This is a genomic window from Paenibacillus brasilensis, assembly GCF_009363115.1.
GTDB classification, from domain to species: domain Bacteria; phylum Bacillota; class Bacilli; order Paenibacillales; family Paenibacillaceae; genus Paenibacillus; species Paenibacillus brasilensis.
The window spans coordinates 867642-884264 of the sequence record NZ_CP045298.1 but is presented as its reverse complement, the minus strand read 5'-3'; the positions used below and the strand labels follow the sequence as shown (position 1 = coordinate 884264).

At 46.8% G+C, this 16623-nt stretch carries 17 protein-coding genes; 15 read left to right on the top strand and 2 right to left on the bottom strand.

What is annotated here, in order from left to right:
- Window positions 1–90: 90 nt before the first annotated feature.
- Together GCU48_RS04050 and GCU48_RS04045 are read left to right on the top strand one after the other, a co-directional pair.
- The gene (locus tag GCU48_RS04050) at window positions 91–333 is read left to right on the top strand and encodes a DUF1871 family protein (RefSeq protein ID WP_152379152.1); all 243 of its coding nucleotides are present in this window, start codon (window positions 91–93) and stop codon (window positions 331–333) included.
- A gap of 310 nt (window positions 334–643) precedes the next feature.
- Entirely contained in the window at window positions 644–1108 is a 465-nt protein-coding gene (locus tag GCU48_RS04045; protein WP_152379151.1) for a DinB family protein, read from the top strand.
- Window positions 1109–1369: 261 nt separating this feature from the next.
- Here the strand turns inward: GCU48_RS04045 and mnmA are convergent, their stop codons facing one another.
- On the bottom strand, window positions 1370–2491 hold the full coding sequence (gene mnmA, locus GCU48_RS04040) for a tRNA 2-thiouridine(34) synthase MnmA (RefSeq protein ID WP_167518643.1): 1122 nt from the start codon (window positions 2489–2491) through the stop codon (window positions 1370–1372).
- 304 nt (window positions 2492–2795) lie between these two features.
- On the opposite strand from mnmA, the gene cymR reads away from it, so the two are divergent.
- The 4 genes from cymR to GCU48_RS04020 all read left to right on the top strand — a co-directional run bounded on the left by cymR (window position 2796) and on the right by GCU48_RS04020 (window position 5257).
- The gene (gene cymR, locus GCU48_RS04035; RefSeq protein ID WP_152379149.1) at window positions 2796–3215 is read left to right on the top strand and encodes a cysteine metabolism transcriptional regulator CymR; all 420 of its coding nucleotides are present in this window, start codon (window positions 2796–2798) and stop codon (window positions 3213–3215) included.
- An 11-nt stretch (window positions 3216–3226) separates the two neighbouring features.
- Window positions 3227–4378, top strand: coding sequence for a cysteine desulfurase family protein (locus GCU48_RS04030; RefSeq protein ID WP_152379148.1), 1152 nt, complete (start codon window positions 3227–3229; stop codon window positions 4376–4378).
- Window positions 4379–4512: 134 nt separating this feature from the next.
- Window positions 4513–5034 (top strand): PRC-barrel domain-containing protein, encoded by a 522-nt coding sequence (locus GCU48_RS04025; protein ID WP_152379147.1) that lies wholly within the window; start codon window positions 4513–4515, stop codon window positions 5032–5034.
- 10 nt (window positions 5035–5044) lie between these two features.
- Entirely contained in the window at window positions 5045–5257 is a 213-nt protein-coding gene (locus GCU48_RS04020) for a hypothetical protein (protein WP_025718630.1), read from the top strand.
- Between the two features lie 180 nt (window positions 5258–5437).
- On the opposite strand, the gene GCU48_RS04015 is transcribed toward GCU48_RS04020, so the two are convergent.
- A complete protein-coding gene (locus GCU48_RS04015) occupies window positions 5438–7411 on the bottom strand; it encodes a methyl-accepting chemotaxis protein (RefSeq protein WP_152379146.1) in 1974 nt (657 codons plus the stop codon).
- A 225-nt stretch (window positions 7412–7636) separates the two neighbouring features.
- Here GCU48_RS04015 and GCU48_RS04010 point away from each other — a divergent pair, with 225 nt between their 5' ends.
- The 9 genes from GCU48_RS04010 to GCU48_RS03970 all read left to right on the top strand — a co-directional run bounded on the left by GCU48_RS04010 (window position 7637) and on the right by GCU48_RS03970 (window position 16552).
- Window positions 7637–8704, top strand: coding sequence for an AI-2E family transporter (locus GCU48_RS04010; protein ID WP_025718633.1), 1068 nt, complete (start codon window positions 7637–7639; stop codon window positions 8702–8704).
- Between the two features lie 350 nt (window positions 8705–9054).
- Complete coding sequence (gene alaS, locus GCU48_RS04005; protein WP_152379145.1) at window positions 9055–11688, top strand: alanine--tRNA ligase; 2634 nt, start codon at window positions 9055–9057, stop codon at window positions 11686–11688.
- 136 nt (window positions 11689–11824) lie between these two features.
- Window positions 11825–12085 (top strand): IreB family regulatory phosphoprotein, encoded by a 261-nt coding sequence (locus GCU48_RS04000; protein WP_007431624.1) that lies wholly within the window; start codon window positions 11825–11827, stop codon window positions 12083–12085.
- Window positions 12086–12094: 9 nt separating this feature from the next.
- Window positions 12095–12511, top strand: coding sequence for a Holliday junction resolvase RuvX (ruvX, locus tag GCU48_RS03995; RefSeq protein ID WP_025717939.1), 417 nt, complete (start codon window positions 12095–12097; stop codon window positions 12509–12511).
- A gap of 13 nt (window positions 12512–12524) precedes the next feature.
- On the top strand, window positions 12525–12827 hold the full coding sequence (locus tag GCU48_RS03990; protein WP_025682191.1) for a DUF1292 domain-containing protein: 303 nt from the start codon (window positions 12525–12527) through the stop codon (window positions 12825–12827).
- Complete coding sequence (locus tag GCU48_RS03985) at window positions 12824–13126, top strand: DUF1292 domain-containing protein (RefSeq protein WP_152379144.1); 303 nt, start codon at window positions 12824–12826, stop codon at window positions 13124–13126. The genes GCU48_RS03990 and GCU48_RS03985 overlap by 4 nt, the downstream gene beginning before the upstream one ends.
- Before the next feature lie 93 nt (window positions 13127–13219).
- Window positions 13220–14248, top strand: coding sequence for an endolytic transglycosylase MltG (mltG, locus tag GCU48_RS03980; protein WP_152382106.1), 1029 nt, complete (start codon window positions 13220–13222; stop codon window positions 14246–14248).
- A gap of 11 nt (window positions 14249–14259) precedes the next feature.
- Entirely contained in the window at window positions 14260–15189 is a 930-nt protein-coding gene (locus GCU48_RS03975) for a peptidase U32 family protein (protein ID WP_152379143.1), read from the top strand.
- A 31-nt stretch (window positions 15190–15220) separates the two neighbouring features.
- Window positions 15221–16552 carry a peptidase U32 family protein gene (locus GCU48_RS03970; RefSeq protein ID WP_152379142.1) on the top strand — a complete coding sequence of 444 codons (1332 nt, stop codon included), beginning with the start codon at window positions 15221–15223 and terminating at the stop codon, window positions 16550–16552.
- Window positions 16553–16623: the final 71 nt, after the last annotated feature.

The following is a 16623-nucleotide window of genomic DNA, read 5'->3' as shown; positions in this document are numbered from 1 at the left end:
AAATATATAGCAAAATCACACCTGTTGATTAACCACTAAATGTATAAAGCACTGTCTAAGTCGTTATTTGGAGAATAGGAGTGTATAGAAATGAACGATGAAATCGTACGAACCATTAATGAATGGAATCCAATTGAAATATATCCTTTATTAGAAGATGAGTACTATTCGGAAATACGCAAAATATATGAGAAAAGTAATCAAACAAACTCTGTAGAAGAATTAGCGGAGCAAATTCATGTTATATTTACACAATCTTTTAAAAAGGAGTTTGACAAAAGCATTGAAGAATGTCAATGGATTGCTGAGAAAATAATTGATGTTATAGATTAGCTTGAAATTTTCAGCTTGCTGCTCGACTGTAAAATGGAGTAAGCTTTATCATATAATTTGGGGATACATAAATCCTGTTGTCAATGAACTTACATGGGTTGATCAGTATCTCTAAAATAAATATAAGAAAAGTGTTGTGTGTATGTGGTTGAATTTTTTAGACGATGTAATTGAGGATTATGTAAAGGGATTACAGAAACAGGAGTAGTGAAGTTGGATTATATTGAAGGTAAATGCATAAGTAGTAAGACCATATTTTGGAATAATTTGATAAAATGAAAAGCGATATTGAGTGGTAGGAGGGATTCGATTGTCAACGATCGCTGAGGTATCCGCGGATTTAGAAAAATGGACTGTATTTCTTTCTGATTTATCTCCGTACTCAGATGAGTTACTTTGCAAACCAATAGAGGGTAAATGGTCAATTCAAGATATTATCAGCCATATTTTGGGGTGGGACAAAAGCTTGACCAAGACACTTATACAAATTATTAACAATGAACAAGTCGCGCTTCAGGAGCATCTCGATGTGCAGGCATTTAACGATGCATCCGTTGCGTTCGGCAGAAATATGAAGCCGCATGATTTGTTAAATGAAGCTATTGCTCAGCGCAAGCGAATGATTAGGAAACTCGAAATGGTTTCAGAATCAGCTTTTGTCCGTCAATTTCTTAATAGCCCATACACCATGGAATATTTTTTGCAACAAATATTTGTCCAGCATGACAGACATCATAAAGAGCAAATCATGAAAGTTCTTCCAGCCATTGACTAAAAACAGCCTTGAAGAACAAGTATCTGTATATACACCTACAGTGCCCCATCGTCTTGATTACAGGATGCTCATCTCACCACACTACAGAACCAATCCAGAGGAACATCGCTGACATCATTCTGGGATTACTGGATTGTGCCTGAGCAGTAAAGGACGAAAGCGCCCATTAATATCTGCATCTTTCATTAAAAAAGTCGTCCCTCCCAAATCAGGAGAGACGACTTTTTAATTATCCCTGTGCAGACACAAAATGGTTATCATTTAAACTGTTTCAGGCTGAAGTTTTTCTACCTTATCAATGGTTCCGCCGCCCAGGCACCGTTCCCCATCATAAAACACGACAGCTTGTCCAGGGGTAATGGCCTTTTGATATACATCGAATACGACGTGTACGGTTCCATCCTCAAGCCATTGCAAGGTTACTTGCTGGTCAGGCTGGCGGTAACGGAACTTGGCTGTGCAACGGAATTCCCCGGTTGGACGTGCATCTTCGCCTTCAATCCAGTTCACATCGGTTGCAATCAGGCCGGTGGAATACAGGCTGTGGTGACGATCACCTTGTACCACATACAGGATATTCTTCTCCAGATCCTTATCGGCTACGAACCACGGTTCGCCTGAGCCTGAGCCGCCGATACCCAAGCCTTGCCGCTGACCCAGTGTATAGTACATCAGACCATCGTGGCGTCCTTTGACTTCACCAGTAGCGATGTCCACCATGTCTCCACCTTTTGCAGGCAGATACCCACTCAGAAACTCTTTGAAATTGCGCTCGCCGATAAAGCATACGCCCGTGCTGTCTTTTTTCTTGGCCGTATATAGTCCTGCGGCTTCGGCAATTTTGCGAACTTCCGACTTTGGCAAATGGCCAATCGGGAACATGGCCCGGGACAGCTGCTTTTGGCTTAATGCATTCAGGAAATAAGTTTGATCCTTGTTGCTGTCCACACCGCGCAGCAAAGTAAAGCGGCCGTCTTCTTCCACAACCCGTGCATAATGCCCAGTAGCAACATAATCTGCTCCCAAATCCAGCGCTTTATTGAGAAACTCGCCGAATTTAATTTCACGGTTGCACATGACATCCGGGTTGGGTGTGCGTCCAGCTTTATATTCATCAAGAAAATAGGAGAATACTTTATCAAAGTATTCTTTTTCAAAATTGACGGTATAGTAAGGAATGTCGATCTGCTCACAGACGCGGCGCACATCCTCTGCATCCTCTTCAGCCGTACAACGGCCAAATTCATCCGTGTCATCCCAATTTTTCATGAAGATGCCGATTACGTCATAGCCCTGCTCCTTTAGCAGCAGCGCGGTAACGGATGAGTCGACGCCACCGGACATCCCGACGACGACACGGGTTTCATGATTGGCTTTAGCCATGGTCATCACCCAATTCTTTCATTATTGTTGTAGAACCCACCTATTGTAACATAAACGATAATAAGTTACGATGTTTGGACGATTAAACGATAAGGCGAATGATGGGAGAAAGCTACATAAAACGAGCTAAAGCCGTTCCAAATCGCTTGAAAACAACTTTTTTTAAGATTGTAACTGTAATGTTTCCCTTTACCTGTCCTAATATGTTAACATAAGCTGAGGGTTAGGATCGGAATAGAGAGGTTTACAACGCCAGTTATTCCGCGTGTTTAACGGAATTGTTACTATAAGTGAGGTGGCACAATTGAAAATATCAACGAAAGGCCGCTATGGCCTGACCATTATGATGGAGCTTGCTGCCAAGTTTGGCGAAGGTCCAACTTCTTTGAAAAGTATTGCCGAAAAAAATCAGCTCTCCGAGCATTATCTGGAGCAGCTTATTGCACCTTTGCGTAATGCAGGTTTGGTAAAAAGTATCCGTGGTGCTTATGGCGGTTATATTTTGGCGAATGAACCGTCAGGGGTAACAGCAGGAGACATCATTCGTGTATTGGAGGGGCCGATTTCTCCAGTCGACTTCACGGAAGAAGACGATCCGGCCAAACGCCAGCTCTGGCTGCGAATTCGTGACAGCATTGCAGAAGTGCTGGATTCCACAACGCTGAAGGACTTGATCACATACCAGGAACATGATGAGTTGGACAATTATATGTTCTATATTTGAGGTGGATTAACATGAACAGAATTTATCTGGATCATGCCGCATCGACTCCTATGCATCCTGAGGTTGCGCAGACTATGATGGACATCATGACCGGCCAATTCGGCAACGCTTCAAGCGTTCATGCCTTTGGCCGGGATGCCAAGCGCACCGTCAGTGCTGCGCGGGATGCCGTTGCGGCCTCTTTGGGCTGCAAGCCTGAAGAAATTATATTTACAAGCGGAGGAACAGAAAGCGATAATCTGGCCCTGTTCGGGACAGCTACGGCAGATGGCCGTACTTCCGGCCATATCATTACGACTGCCATTGAGCATCATGCCGTGCTTCATGCCTGCGATGAGCTTGAAAAAGCAGGTTATGAGGTAACCTACGTTCCGGTCAATGGCTTGGGGCGTGTGAACCCTGTGGATGTAGAGGCTGCCATACGGCCGGATACGTTTTTGATCAGCATGATGTATGCCAACAATGAGATAGGCGTCATCCAGCCGATCCATGAGATAGGACAGATTGCGAGAGAACGTGGCATTGTATTCCACGTAGATGCGGTTCAAGCTTTCGGTCATGTTCACATAGACTGCCAGACTCTTCCGATTGATATGCTTAGCATATCTGGCCATAAGATTAACGGACCGCAAGGGATGGGTGCTTTGTATATCCGTCAGGGTACACGCATTCAGCCGCTAATGCATGGGGGACTCCAGGAGAAAAAACGCCGTGCCGGTACCGAAAACATCGCGGGAATTGCTGGTCTGGCAAAAGCGGCAACGATTGCCAGTGCGTCCATAGGGGAACGTTCGGCGCACGATACAACGCTTCGTCAGACCTTGCTGAAAGCGTTGGGAGACAGCTTGGGAAGCGATGCTTTTGTGATCAATGGTGATCCGGAGCATGTTTTACCCAATGTCCTGAATGTAAGTTTTCCGGAGATTGGTACAGAAACCATGCTAATGAACCTCGATATGGAGGGAATTGCAGCGGCCAGCGGCTCAGCCTGCACTTCCGGGTCTCTGGAGCTGTCGCATGTACTGCAGGCGATGAATCTTCCTGAAGATGTTTTAAACTCAGCGATTCGTTTTAGCTTCGGTTTGGGTAATACTACGGAAGAAATGGAATACACGGCCAAGAAAATTGAAACCATATGGAAGCGGCTGCGTACTAGGTACTAGGGTTTTCTCCGCATTTAGTAAGAAGGGAGGGCGGTTATCCATTTCATTGCATGAACGGAAGCAAGGTCTGACAGGCATGTACGAAAAGGACCGCACCTTCGTTCGGATTTGCAGAATGAGGAGGTACCCTATATATGAGGCTTCAAGATATGATCGGACTCGCCGTTTTCGATGTGGAGGACGGAAAGCAGATTGGTAAAATACATGACTTTATGGTGACAGCGGATTGGAGAATTACGGGGATCGAGTTGGAGGGCAAAGCTCTTTTCTCTTCTCAGGTGAAAGTGGTTGCTTGGGAAAACATTGTTGCTTATGGTGAAGATGCGATCATGGTTCGCAATCAGCAGGTTGTCCATAAAAAAGAAGCCAGTGATATACAACATACGTACTTGCTCGGACCCGGTAAACTGAAGGATTTATCCGTGCTGACAGAGGAAGGGCTTATGCTCGGACACGTTTCGGATGTTTATTTTGATCAGGAAATGGGCAATAACATAATAGGCTTGGAAATCAGCGATGGTTTTGTATCGGATATTATAGAAGGGCGGAAATGGCTGCCCTGCACCGAAGATATGTCCATCGGGGAAAATGCTGTTATGGTGCCCCCGTTAAGCGAGCAGCGTCTGGAAAAAGCCATATATTCTGTGAATGGATAGGGTGAGTTTATTGAGATGTCCGAATTGTAATTCGAAAGATATCGGCAAAATCGGCTCCCATCAATTTTATTGCTGGGGATGCTTTATCGAACTTCAGGTGAATGGTGAAAAAATGTCCGTCTACCAAGTAGAAGAGGATGGAACGCTTAGTTCGTTGGATGACCTGTTCTTCGGAGATGAAATGGTACAACAGGACTTGCCGCAGATCCATGCTTCTTCTTAAGCTTTACACATGGAGCGGACAGGCTGCCTACTATGGAGTGATCTCTAACCCATTGCTTAAAATATAACTGAATGGGTAGATAAGGCTTGATAAAAATAACGAAGAGGGTGACCCCCGGTGGCTGTATTGGCCTGAGGGTCACCCTCTTTTATTTTGCATGGTTCTGTGAGAAAACTATTTCTACAGTTTAAAGCGTTTGACCTCTTCCAGTAGAAGATCCGCGTGCGAATCGAGTTTGGAGGAGAGGTTGGCAATATTGTTCATAGCTTGGCCTTGTTCCTGCACGGAGGAAGCCACCTCCTCGGTAGAAGCTGCACTCTGTTCAGAGACGGCGACCACGCTGGAGATCACATCGGAAATATGTCCGGCATTCACACGGAGTTGATCCGTCGCGGCGGTAACGTCCTCAATTTGGATAAGCATATGCTGAGAAGCTCCACGGATGGATTCAAACGCCTGTCTCGTTGCGGTGGAAGCCTGCTCCTGTTCTACAGTTACAGAAAGAGCCTTCTTCATTTCCTCCGCGCTTCGTAGTCCTGCAATTTTGATTTCTTCCAGCTTACTCATGATACTGTCACTGGAACTGCCCGCTTGTTCAGCCAGCTTCCGTACTTCCCCTGCGACGACGGCAAAACCTCGTCCGTGTTCCCCGGCTCTTGCTGCTTCAATGGATGCATTGAGGGCCAGCAGGTTTGTTTGTGCAGCGATATCGTGGATGGCACCGGCCAGTCGCTCAATATCCTGAGTTTTCAACGTGAGCGAATCTACGGCTTCTCCTGCCGCAGTCGTCGTTTGTCTGGACTCAGCTGCCAGCTTCGCTTGACGCTCTGCTGTTTCATACCCTGCCAGCACGGCAGCATCTGTCTCGAACACGGCGGATTGGGTTCGTTTGACACTTTCGCCAATCAGGTTGATGGAATCAGTCATGTGAGTCAGCTTCTCAGACCCGGAATACACAGCCTCAGCCTGATCGCTCGCTCCTTGAGCAAGCTCCTGAACTGCACTGGAGATTTGTGATGCGATGGTTCCAGTATCTTTGGCATGCTGGTGCATATCATGTGAAGCTGAACTGACATCGGCGGCTGTATCTGCTACCTTACGCAACAGGTTGGAGAGATTATCCGACATGATGTTAAAATCCGTGCCCAGGCTGGCAATTTCATCCTTACCCTTAATTTCCACTCGTGTTGTCATATCTCCTTCAGCTACCCGTTTGACATTCACTTGAAGCTTCCGAATCGGCTTGATAAAGCTGTTTGCGGCCCAGACTGCCAAAAGCATAGCAACGACGAAAATAATAGCAACAGTAATCAACAGTTGATTACGAGTGGCGTAGTACTCCTGAAAAGCAATATCTTTTGAAATAGACAATCCTACAACCCAGCCTGTGCTGGGCATTTTTTTAAAATAAAGCTGACGGTCACTGCCATTATAGCTGTAGTCTGTTTTTCCTGAAGGTGCGCTCAGCAGGGTCGCAGTTGATGAGCCCAACTCGGGCGTATCCTTGAGGTTTTTACCGGCCAGCTTGCTGTCTGGGTGGGCGACCACGACTCCATTCTGGTCAATCAGAAATGCGTAGCCTAATCCGTTCAGGTTTATGTCTTTAATGATTTTTGTCATATCGTTTAATAAAATGTCCTCACTGACTACCCCGGTAATGGAACCGTTGGAATCTTTGAGAGGTTTGGCAATCGAAATCGTAAAATCCGTGCTAGCCGCGTCAATATACGGTGAGGAATAATACATTTCCCCCTTGGCTTTGGCATCCTTGTACCACGGACGGGCGCGAGGATCGTAACCTGCTTCAAACCAGCCGGAGCCATCCCAGTAGGTTCCATTCTCAAATCCGGCATAAATGTTAGAGATACTTTGATCCTTATACTTTTGAAAGGCTGCCTTTAAAGAAGTTATTTTGGCTTCTGACGGAATATTGCCTGATTCCAAACCTGTAGCCAGTGTCTCGATAATTTTGGCATTCCCACGTGTCCATCCATCAAGCTGATTGACGGTTTCGGTGGCTTTACTGCTCATAAGCTCCTGTATGTCACGGTTGGCCTGATTTTTAATGCTTGTCAAGCTAATGACCGACAAAGGCCCTGCAGCAACGATAACAATGCAGGTGAAGAGGAGAATAAGCTTCATTTTTAAGTTCATACTACGACCCCCGATGATTCAGAAATGTGAAAGCTTAAATGGTTCTTTGTACTTAATATCGTCAGATGGAAAGACTTTGTTAATCATTTTCAATTGTTTTCATTCTTTCTTCATAGTCATTATTGAAATTTCTTCCAATGTTAAAGCCTCCAAAGTCAGGGGAAGGATTAAAGTAGAGGTACGAGCATATACTTAAAGGAGGCTAGTCCGGTAAGGGGGCACGATATGGAACAACTAACCAAAAGCAGACTGTTCCGGTACGGAATATGGACGCTGCTGGGACTTGTCATTCTATATTTTATCTGGTTGCTACGACCACTATTTTTGCATCTGTATGAATTTCTGAAAACGATCATTGCTCCGTTTGCAGTAGCGATGATCATTTCCTATGTACTTAACCCTATTGTCAATATGCTGGGCGGTCGCAAGGTGCCTCGAAGTGTAGCGGTGCTGCTTATTTATGCTGTATTTTTAGCCAGCCTTGTTGTCATTTTGATGAATCTGATCCCCATGTTTATTGAACAACTGGATGAGCTGAATGAGCATTTGCCTGAGCTGACTATGCATGCACAGGGATTAATGTCGAATATGGATAGCGGGATTTTGCCTCAAGGGGTGCGAACCGGTATGAATCAGTGGTTTTTCCAACTGGAAAACCGGATGGCTACGGGGATTTCTACGTTTATGGATAACATCGGCGGCATGATCAATATGCTGTTCAATGTGTTCATTGTGCCATTTCTGATTTTCTATATTTTAAAGGACTTTGAAATGTTCGAACGGACGATTGTATCTTATCTCCCGCGTTCTCGCCGTAAGGCGATTGTAACGGTGCTTAAGGAAATTGATCAGGCGCTTGGCAACTACGTTAGAGGACAACTGCTGGTATGCGTTATTATCGGCGTAATGGCTTACATCGGATATATGCTGATTGGCATGCCTTATGCACTGTTGCTGGCAGGTGTAGTTGCGGTCTTCAATATTGTTCCGTATTTGGGGCCTTTTTTGGGGGCTGCTCCGGCGGTCGTTATGGCTTCTACGGTTTCCTTCAAAATGGTGTTGCTGGTCGCCGTTGTGAACACCTGTATTCAAGTTCTGGAAAGTAATGTAATTTCACCCCAGGTGGTCGGACGAACTCTGCATCTGCATCCGATAGCCATCATATTCGCCCTGCTGGTGGGTGGAGAAATAGCGGGAATTACTGGCCTGATTTTGGCAGTTCCGGTGATGGCCGTATTAAAGGTAGTGCTTCAGCATTTTTTTGCTTATTATGTGAAGCGTAAACCGATCTGATTTTGTGTATTCTCCTTTTGCATCCTGTCTGAAATCGCGTTGACACGGCTAAATGACACGGATATACTGAATTGAGTATGTTTAAATGTGTTTATCCAGTAGGGAAAGCTCATTTCGGAGTGCGGGCTGAACCCGCCGGGATGCTCCCGTTACCAGTGAAAACAAGGCGATCGCTCGTCCGTTAAACAGATGCCTGAGTGCAGCTTGCACATGTGGTATTTCGTACAGAGGGACGGCGATAACCAGGGTGGTACCGCGATACAATCGTCCCTGATCCGTTCAGGGGCGTTTTTCTGTTTTTATGGCCTGTGCCAAGAACAAAGTGACACCATAACTAGGAGGCTACTTATATGAAAGCTAGTGAAATCCGCTCCAAATGGTTGGAGTTTTTTGAAAGCAAGGGACATGTGATTGAACCAAGCGCACCGCTTGTTCCTCATAAAGATCCTTCCCTGCTGTGGATTAATGCGGGCATGGCGCCGCTTAAGCCTTATTTTGACGGACGTGTGAAGCCTGAAAATCCACGTATCGCCAATTCGCAAAAATGTATTCGTACGAACGACATTGAAAATGTCGGCAAAACACGTCGCCACCACACTTTTTTCGAAATGCTCGGCAATTTTTCCATTGGTGACTATTTTAAGGAAGAAGCCATTACGTGGGCATGGGAGTTTCTGACTGATCCGAAATGGATTGGCTTTGATCCAGAGCGTTTGGCTGTCACCGTGTATCCTGAAGATGAAGAAGCGTACAAGCTGTGGAACGAAAAAGTAGGCCTTCCTGCTGAACGTATTATCAAATTGGAAGATAACTTCTGGGACATCGGCGAAGGCCCTTGTGGACCATGTACGGAAATCTTTTATGATCGTGGCGAAGCCTACGGCAGCGATATGACGGACCCTGAAATGTATCCGGGTGGAGAAAATGAGCGTTATCTGGAAGTATGGAACCTCGTATTCTCACAATTCAACCATAACAAAGATGGCAGCTATACGCCGCTTCCAAACAAAAATATTGATACAGGGGCCGGCCTGGAGCGTTTTGCATCCATTTTGCAAAATGTAGATTCCAACTTTGATACAGATATTTTCCAGCCGCTGATCCAGAAAACGGCTGCCATGGCAGGAGTCAAATATAACGAAAATGTGGACAGCGACGTGGCTCTCAAGGTCATTGCCGATCATGTTCGCACCGTAGCTTTTGCGATTGGTGACGGTGTGCTTCCTTCCAACGAAGGACGGGGCTACGTTATTCGCCGCTTGCTGCGCCGGGCTGTGCGTTATGGAAAAATGCTCGGTATGAACCGTCCATTTATGTTTGAACTGGTGGAAACGGTGGGAAATATCATGGGTGTGTACTACCCTGAAGTCGTGGACAAGCGTGATTTCATCATCAAGGTGATCAAAACGGAAGAAGAACGCTTCCACGAAACACTGACAGACGGCTTGGCTATTTTGGCCGATATCAGCGCTCAGGCGAAGGCGGAAGGCCGCGATATGATTAGCGGAGCAGACGCATTCAAGCTGTACGATACGTATGGATTCCCATTTGACCTCACCGAGGATTATGCAGATGAGCAGGGCTTGAAGGTAGACCGTGAGGGCTTTGATGAAGCGATGCAGGAGCAACGGAAGCGTGCACGCGATGCCCATCAGGACAATGCCAGCATGAAGATTCAGGGCGGAGCTTTGTCCGACTTGGCGGTTAAAAGTGAATTTGTTGGATATAATGACCTCGTAACTGAGTCTAAAATTGTGGCGATTGTATATGAAGATGTTCTGGTGGACAGTGTTAGTGAAGGACAGACTTGTCAGGTCGTGCTGGATGTGACTCCTTTCTATGCCGAAAGCGGCGGACAAGTCAGTGATCAGGGCTTGCTGCGTGGAGGTAAGGTAACAGCGAAGGTCGAAGGACTGTTCAAGGCACCGCAAGGCCAGCATGTGCATCAGGTTGTGGTAGAAGCCGGTGAACTGAACGTGGGCGATACGGTGAAAGCAGAAGTAGACCAAGCCTTGCGTGGAGAAATTGAGAAAAATCATACAGCTACCCATTTGCTTCACAAAGCGCTTAAAGAAGTGCTGGGTGACCATGTCAATCAGGCAGGTTCGTTGGTAGAGCCTGGGCGTCTGCGGTTTGACTTCTCCCACTTCGGAAGCATTACAGAGGAAGAGCTGGCGGATATTGAGTCGCGGGTAAACCGTGCAATTTGGAGCCAGCTTGATGTGAATATTGAGCTGAAACCGATTGATGAAGCCAAGGCACTGGGAGCGATGGCGCTGTTTGGTGAAAAATACGGGGATATCGTGCGTGTCGTTAAGGTAGGCGATTACAGCATCGAGCTGTGTGGTGGCTGTCATGTCAGCAATACCTCGCAAATTGGACTGTTTAAGCTTGTTAGCGAGAGCGGTATCGGATCAGGTGTGCGTCGTATTGAAGCAGTAACCGGGCGTTCCGGTTTTGAATATATGGAAGGTCAATTGGAGCTGTTGAAGGTGTCGGCCGGGCTGGTTAAATCCAAGCTGTCCGAGGTGCCGAAGCGCATCGAATCCTTGCAGCAGCAAATTAAAGACCTCAGTCGTGAAAATGAATCGCTGCAAAGCAAGTTGAGTGCTATTGAGGCAGGTCAACTGACGGATCAAGTTGTGCAAGCGGGTGGAGTACAACTGTTGGCTGCGCGTGTGCAGGCTTCCAGTATGGACGCCCTGCGTGCCATTGCCGATGAGCTGAAAGGGAAGCTTCCGGCTGCTGTGCTGGTGCTCGGCGCTGCTATGGACGACAAAGTCAATTTTGTCGTAGCTGTACCGTCAGAGCTTACCAAGGCAGGACTTCACGCAGGCAAGCTCGTGAAGGAAATTGCTGCCGTCTGCGGCGGCGGCGGCGGCGGACGTCCTGATATGGCACAAGCTGGCGGCAAGGATGCCAGCAAGCTGGACGAAGCGCTTCAACGTGCGCATGAACTGGTAGCGGCAGCTTCTCAAGGATAAAGTTCGATAATTTTTGCGGATTTTTGGAAAAAACCGGACTAAGACATTTCCTTGAAGGGCTTTGCTTATGGTATGATGTATAAGAATAAGCTGGCATAAACATGTACACATGTTTTGTGGAAGCGAGGTGTCAACAATGGATTCCATGGACAAAACGGTCAAATTTAATGTCAAGGCGGATGAGAAGGAAGCTTCTGCTCAGGAGATTTTGTTGACCGTATATGATGCTCTGGTAGAAAAGGAATACAATCCGATCAATCAGATTGTCGGGTATTTGCTATCAGGTGATCCGGCTTATGTGCCGCGGCATAATAATGCCAGAAGCCTGGTACGCAAAAAAGAACGCGATGAATTGATTGAAGAGTTGGTTCGTTTCTATCTGGCGAAGCACCGTTAGGAGACAGGCATGAAAGTAATGGGATTGGATTACGGGGACCGCCGAATCGGGGTCGCCGTAAGTGATGCCTTCGGCTGGACCGCCCAAGGATTGGAAGTCATAGAACGACGTGGTGACGACAGTGAGTTCGGTAAAATTGCAGATTTAATCCGTGAGCATGAAATCGGCGAGGTGGTTGTAGGCCTGCCGAAAAATATGAACGGAACCGTGGGTCCACGCGGTGAGATTTGCATTGAGTTTGCGAACCGACTCAAGGAGTTGCTGGGATTACCCGTTCACCTTTGGGATGAACGGCTGACGACGCGTTCGGCAGAGCGTACGCTTCTGGAAGCCGACGTCAGCCGAAAAAAACGCAAGCAGGTGGTAGATAAGCTAGCAGCAAGCCTGATCTTGCAAAACTATTTGGACGCACACAGTACAAGGTGAGGGGGATATCGTAATGGCTGAAAATCAAGTGGGTATGGAAGAAGAGCCGGAAATTATTTATATTGCCGATGACGAGGGCAACGAAGAAGAGTTCGAGGTCATTATGAAGTTTGAGGTAGACGGTTCCGAAGCGAAGTACATGATGGTTGCGCCAGTGGACCCTGAAGCTGATGAGTCCGATGTTTACGCCTTCCGTTATGAGGAAGAAGGCGATGATATTAAATTGTTTGTGATCCAAGACGATGCTGAATGGGAAATCGTCGAAGAGACCTTTAATACATTTGTAGAAGAAGAGGACGAGGAAGACGGGAAATGACGAACTATTCACGTGAAGACCTAAGCTGGACCTCTGATTTAAAAGAAGCGTTCGACGGCGATGTAGAGTTACAGGATGAACAGGGTCATGCGGTACGCATGGAGCTGGAAGCAGAGTTCAAGGTAGGTAATCAACGGTACGCCGTATTACGTCGACCTGGAGCTGCTGCAGGCGAACATGAGCTATATCATGTGAGCTCATCCGCAGACGGCGAAATTTCCATCATCACCATCGAAGATGATGATGAGTGGGAGGATATTTCCGAGCTGTACGATGAATGTACGCTGCCGGAGCTGTAAGCCTGGATAACGAGGAGATCAAACCTGAAAGGGCGGACCTGTCCGCCCTTTTTGGCTGTGAAGGAGTTGAGTGGATTGAAGCGAAGGACGAGGATGGTCACGCTGCTGTTGCTGCTTGTCATCATAGCAGGAGGAGCAGCTTTCTATATTTGGAATGCTATGCAGCCTGTTCAGCCGCAAGCGCAGCCTGTTCCATTTACGGTAGTGAAGGGAACAGGAACCTCAGCTATTGCAGATACGCTGGAGCAAAAGGGACTTATACGTAATGCGCTCGTATTTAAGGCATATCTAAAATTCAAACAGCAGGGAAGCGCATTTCAGGCCGGAAAATATGAAGCGCAGCCTGGTATAACCTTTGATCAGCTAATAGCCAAGCTATCGGCAGGGGACGTTGTCAAAGAGGAAATGATTCGTTTTACCATACCGGAAGGTTTTACAATCAGACAGATGGCTGATAAGCTGCAAAAGGAAGGGCTGGCAGACCGGGAGCAATTTTTGCAGCTGGCCAACGATCCGTCTGCCTTTGACGTCTCGCTTGTGCGAGATATCCCGAAGCAGGCAGGGCTCCGCTATGCATTGGAAGGATATCTCTTCCCCGAAACCTATGAGCTGAAAAAAGGCAGCACAATCAAGGATATTGTTCAGGCGATGCTGGAGCAGACGCAAAAACGTCTAAATAACATACCTGATCTGGATGCCAAGCTGAAGCAGCGGGGCGAAACGCTGCATCAACTGCTGACCGTTGCTTCATTGGTGGAGCGCGAGGTGGTTGTGGATGAAGAACGGCCTATAGTGGCTGGAGTCATTTATAACCGACTTAAGCAGGACAAGAAGCTGGAAATTGACGCTACTGTTCAATATATGCTGGATAAGCAGAAGGAACGGCTGTATTATAAGGATTTGGCTATAAAAAGTCCTTATAATACGTATTTGCATCAAGGACTTCCGCCAGGACCGATTGCAAGTCCAAGCTTGAAATCAGTGGTGGCTGCTTTAGAGCCGAAAGCTACGGATTATTTATTTTATGTGACTAAAAAAGACGGAACACATAAACATTTGTTTGCCGCCACATATAAAGAACATTTGCACAACATTCAGGTTAGTAACCGAAAGACAAAATAGGAGGTGAGCCTATGGCTTACAAACCCGAGCTGCTGGTAACTGCCAGCTCTCCGGAGGATGCCCGCCATATGCTAGAGGCCGGAGCAAATGCATTGCTGATTGGAGATGACCGCTTTGGCATGAGGCTGCCGGGACATTTTACACCGGATCAAATCCGTGAGGTGGTAGAAGAAGCACGGAAGCATGCGGCCCAGGTATATGTATCCATGACTAACTTGATGACGAACGAGCTGTTGCCGCTTCTTCCCGAATATGTGCAGACAATCGCCGGATGCGGTATAGAGGCCATTGAGTTTAATGATCCGTCGGTACTCATGGCGGTGAAGGAGCATGCACCCCATCTGAAGCTGTTTTGGAACGGAGAAATGATTACCACTAACTTCGCAACCGCCAACTATTGGGGTGAGAAGGGAGCTTCGCGTGTTATTTTGGCCCGTGAGCTCAGTATGGACGAAATTACGGAAATGATCCCCCAGCTGAACATGGAGGCACAGGTTCAGGTACATGGCATGACTAATATTTATCATTCCAAGCGTAAGCTTGTACAAAGCTATATGCTGCATCAGGGACGCCCGGTAGAAGGCAATCTGGGCAAGGAGCGCGGCTTATTCCTGATTGAAGCCGAGCGACAGGAAGAGAAGTTCCCTATCTATGAGGATATAAACGGGACGCATATTATGAGTTCGGATGATTTCTGCATCATGGAGGACCTGCATATTCTGATGGAGGCAGGCGTACACAGCTTTAAGATCGAAGGACTGTTAAAACCTACGGCTTACAATGCGGCAGTTGTTCGTGCCTATCGTAAAGCCATTGACACCTATACAGCTGATCCAAAAGCTTATGCGTATGATGAAAGCTGGCTGGATGAGGTTCGTCGTCTTCAAGACCCTGAACGCGAGCTATCCTTTGGATTTTTCTATAAAGAGCAGGTTTATTAATACTACACGAACACACAAGGGGGGGAACGTCATGGGAACGTTGACCAAAACGAGAAAATATAATGGCAAGCGGAATCGTCTGGATAAGCCGGAGCTGCTCGCTCCTGCCGGAAATCTGGAAAAGCTGAAGTTTGCGGTTCACTATGGCGCGGATGCTGTATATATTGGTGGACAAAAATACGGTCTGCGTTCTAACGCCGACAATTTCAGTTTTGAGGAAATGCGGGAAGGTGTGGAATTCGCCAACAAGTACGGTGCCAAGGTGCTTGTGGCCACGAACATCTATGCTCACAATGAAGATATTGCAGGGATCGAGGAATATCTGCGCAATCTGTACGAGGTAGGAATTCATGCTGTTATCGTTGCTGATCCGGCCATTGTATCTGTAGCATTGCGTGCTGTTCCGGGCTTGGAAGTGCATTTGAGCACACAGCAATCCACACTGAACTGGCAAGCGGTAAAGTTCTGGAAAGACGAGGGACTGCCACGTGTTGTCTTGGGACGTGAGACCAGCTTGGAGGAAATTGAGGAAATTAAAAAGCATGTAGATATCGAGATTGAAGCTTTTGTCCATGGTGCAATGTGTTCTTCATTCTCTGGTCGCTGTGTGTTATCCAATCACTTTACAGACCGGGATTCCAATCGTGGGGGATGCTGTCAGTCTTGTCGCTGGAAATACGACCTGTTCGAGGATGCTCGACCGGGCGAGGTGTGGATATCTGAGGAAGAGGCGCAGGACAATAATGTGCTGAAGCAGTTCCAACTCGGCGTTAACCAGCTTCCGCTGTTTGAAGAAGGAGATAATGCTTTTTCTATGGGTTCCAAGGACCTGTGCATGATTGAAAATATTCCCGATCTGATTGATGTCGGTGTAGACAGCTTTAAAGTGGAGGGACGTATGAAGTCCATTCATTATGTGGCTACGGTCGTGAATGTATATCGTCAAGCGATTGATTCCTATATGGCTGATCCTGAAAATTATGTGCTCAAACCAGAATGGATTGAAGAAATCAACAAGGCCGCCAATCGTCCGCTGAATACAGGCTTTTTCTACGATACACCGGATCATGAGGATCATATTTATGAGCCGGAAGAGAAGGCAGTACCTTACGATTTTGCCGGACTGGTCATGGATTATGATCCTGCGAGTGGCATCGCAACGATTCAGCAACGGAATCATTTTAAGCCAGGTCATGAAATTGAATTTTTCGGTCCGAACGGAACATTCTTTAAACAAAAGGTTGGAACAATCTGGGATGAGGAAGGCAATGAGCTGGATGCTGCCCGTCACCCGCTTCAACGGATTAAAATGAAGGTAGATCAGCCTGTATCGTATTTCGACATGATGCGTAAAAAGAAGTGAACAGGCCTTAAGTCTCGGGTTAAAAGATCCAAAAAGTCTCTCCTATCGGTTGGAGAGGCTTTTTTTTGAAT

Excerpts from the sequence above, each read along its gene's own strand:
- GCU48_RS04025 (WP_152379147.1), top strand. The coding sequence starts at position 4,513 with ATGAGGCTTCAAGATATGATCGGACTCGCCGTTTTCGATGTGGAGGAC.
- alaS (WP_152379145.1), top strand. The coding sequence starts at position 9,055 with ATGAAAGCTAGTGAAATCCGCTCCAAATGGTTGGAGTTTTTTGAAAGC.
- ruvX (WP_025717939.1), top strand. The coding sequence starts at position 12,095 with ATGAAAGTAATGGGATTGGATTACGGGGACCGCCGAATCGGGGTCGCC.
- GCU48_RS03975 (WP_152379143.1), top strand. The coding sequence starts at position 14,260 with ATGGCTTACAAACCCGAGCTGCTGGTAACTGCCAGCTCTCCGGAGGAT.
- GCU48_RS03985 (WP_152379144.1), top strand. The coding sequence starts at position 12,824 with ATGACGAACTATTCACGTGAAGACCTAAGCTGGACCTCTGATTTAAAA.
- GCU48_RS04050 (WP_152379152.1), top strand. The coding sequence starts at position 91 with ATGAACGATGAAATCGTACGAACCATTAATGAATGGAATCCAATTGAA.
- mltG (WP_152382106.1), top strand. The coding sequence starts at position 13,220 with ATGGTCACGCTGCTGTTGCTGCTTGTCATCATAGCAGGAGGAGCAGCT.
- GCU48_RS04000 (WP_007431624.1), top strand. The coding sequence starts at position 11,825 with ATGGATTCCATGGACAAAACGGTCAAATTTAATGTCAAGGCGGATGAG.
- GCU48_RS03990 (WP_025682191.1), top strand. The coding sequence starts at position 12,525 with ATGGCTGAAAATCAAGTGGGTATGGAAGAAGAGCCGGAAATTATTTAT.
- GCU48_RS03970 (WP_152379142.1), top strand. The coding sequence starts at position 15,221 with ATGGGAACGTTGACCAAAACGAGAAAATATAATGGCAAGCGGAATCGT.
- GCU48_RS04015 (WP_152379146.1), bottom strand. The coding sequence starts at position 7,411 with ATGAACTTAAAAATGAAGCTTATTCTCCTCTTCACCTGCATTGTTATC.
- mnmA (WP_167518643.1), bottom strand. The coding sequence starts at position 2,491 with ATGGCTAAAGCCAATCATGAAACCCGTGTCGTCGTCGGGATGTCCGGT.
- GCU48_RS04010 (WP_025718633.1), top strand. The coding sequence starts at position 7,637 with ATGGAACAACTAACCAAAAGCAGACTGTTCCGGTACGGAATATGGACG.
- GCU48_RS04030 (WP_152379148.1), top strand. The coding sequence starts at position 3,227 with ATGAACAGAATTTATCTGGATCATGCCGCATCGACTCCTATGCATCCT.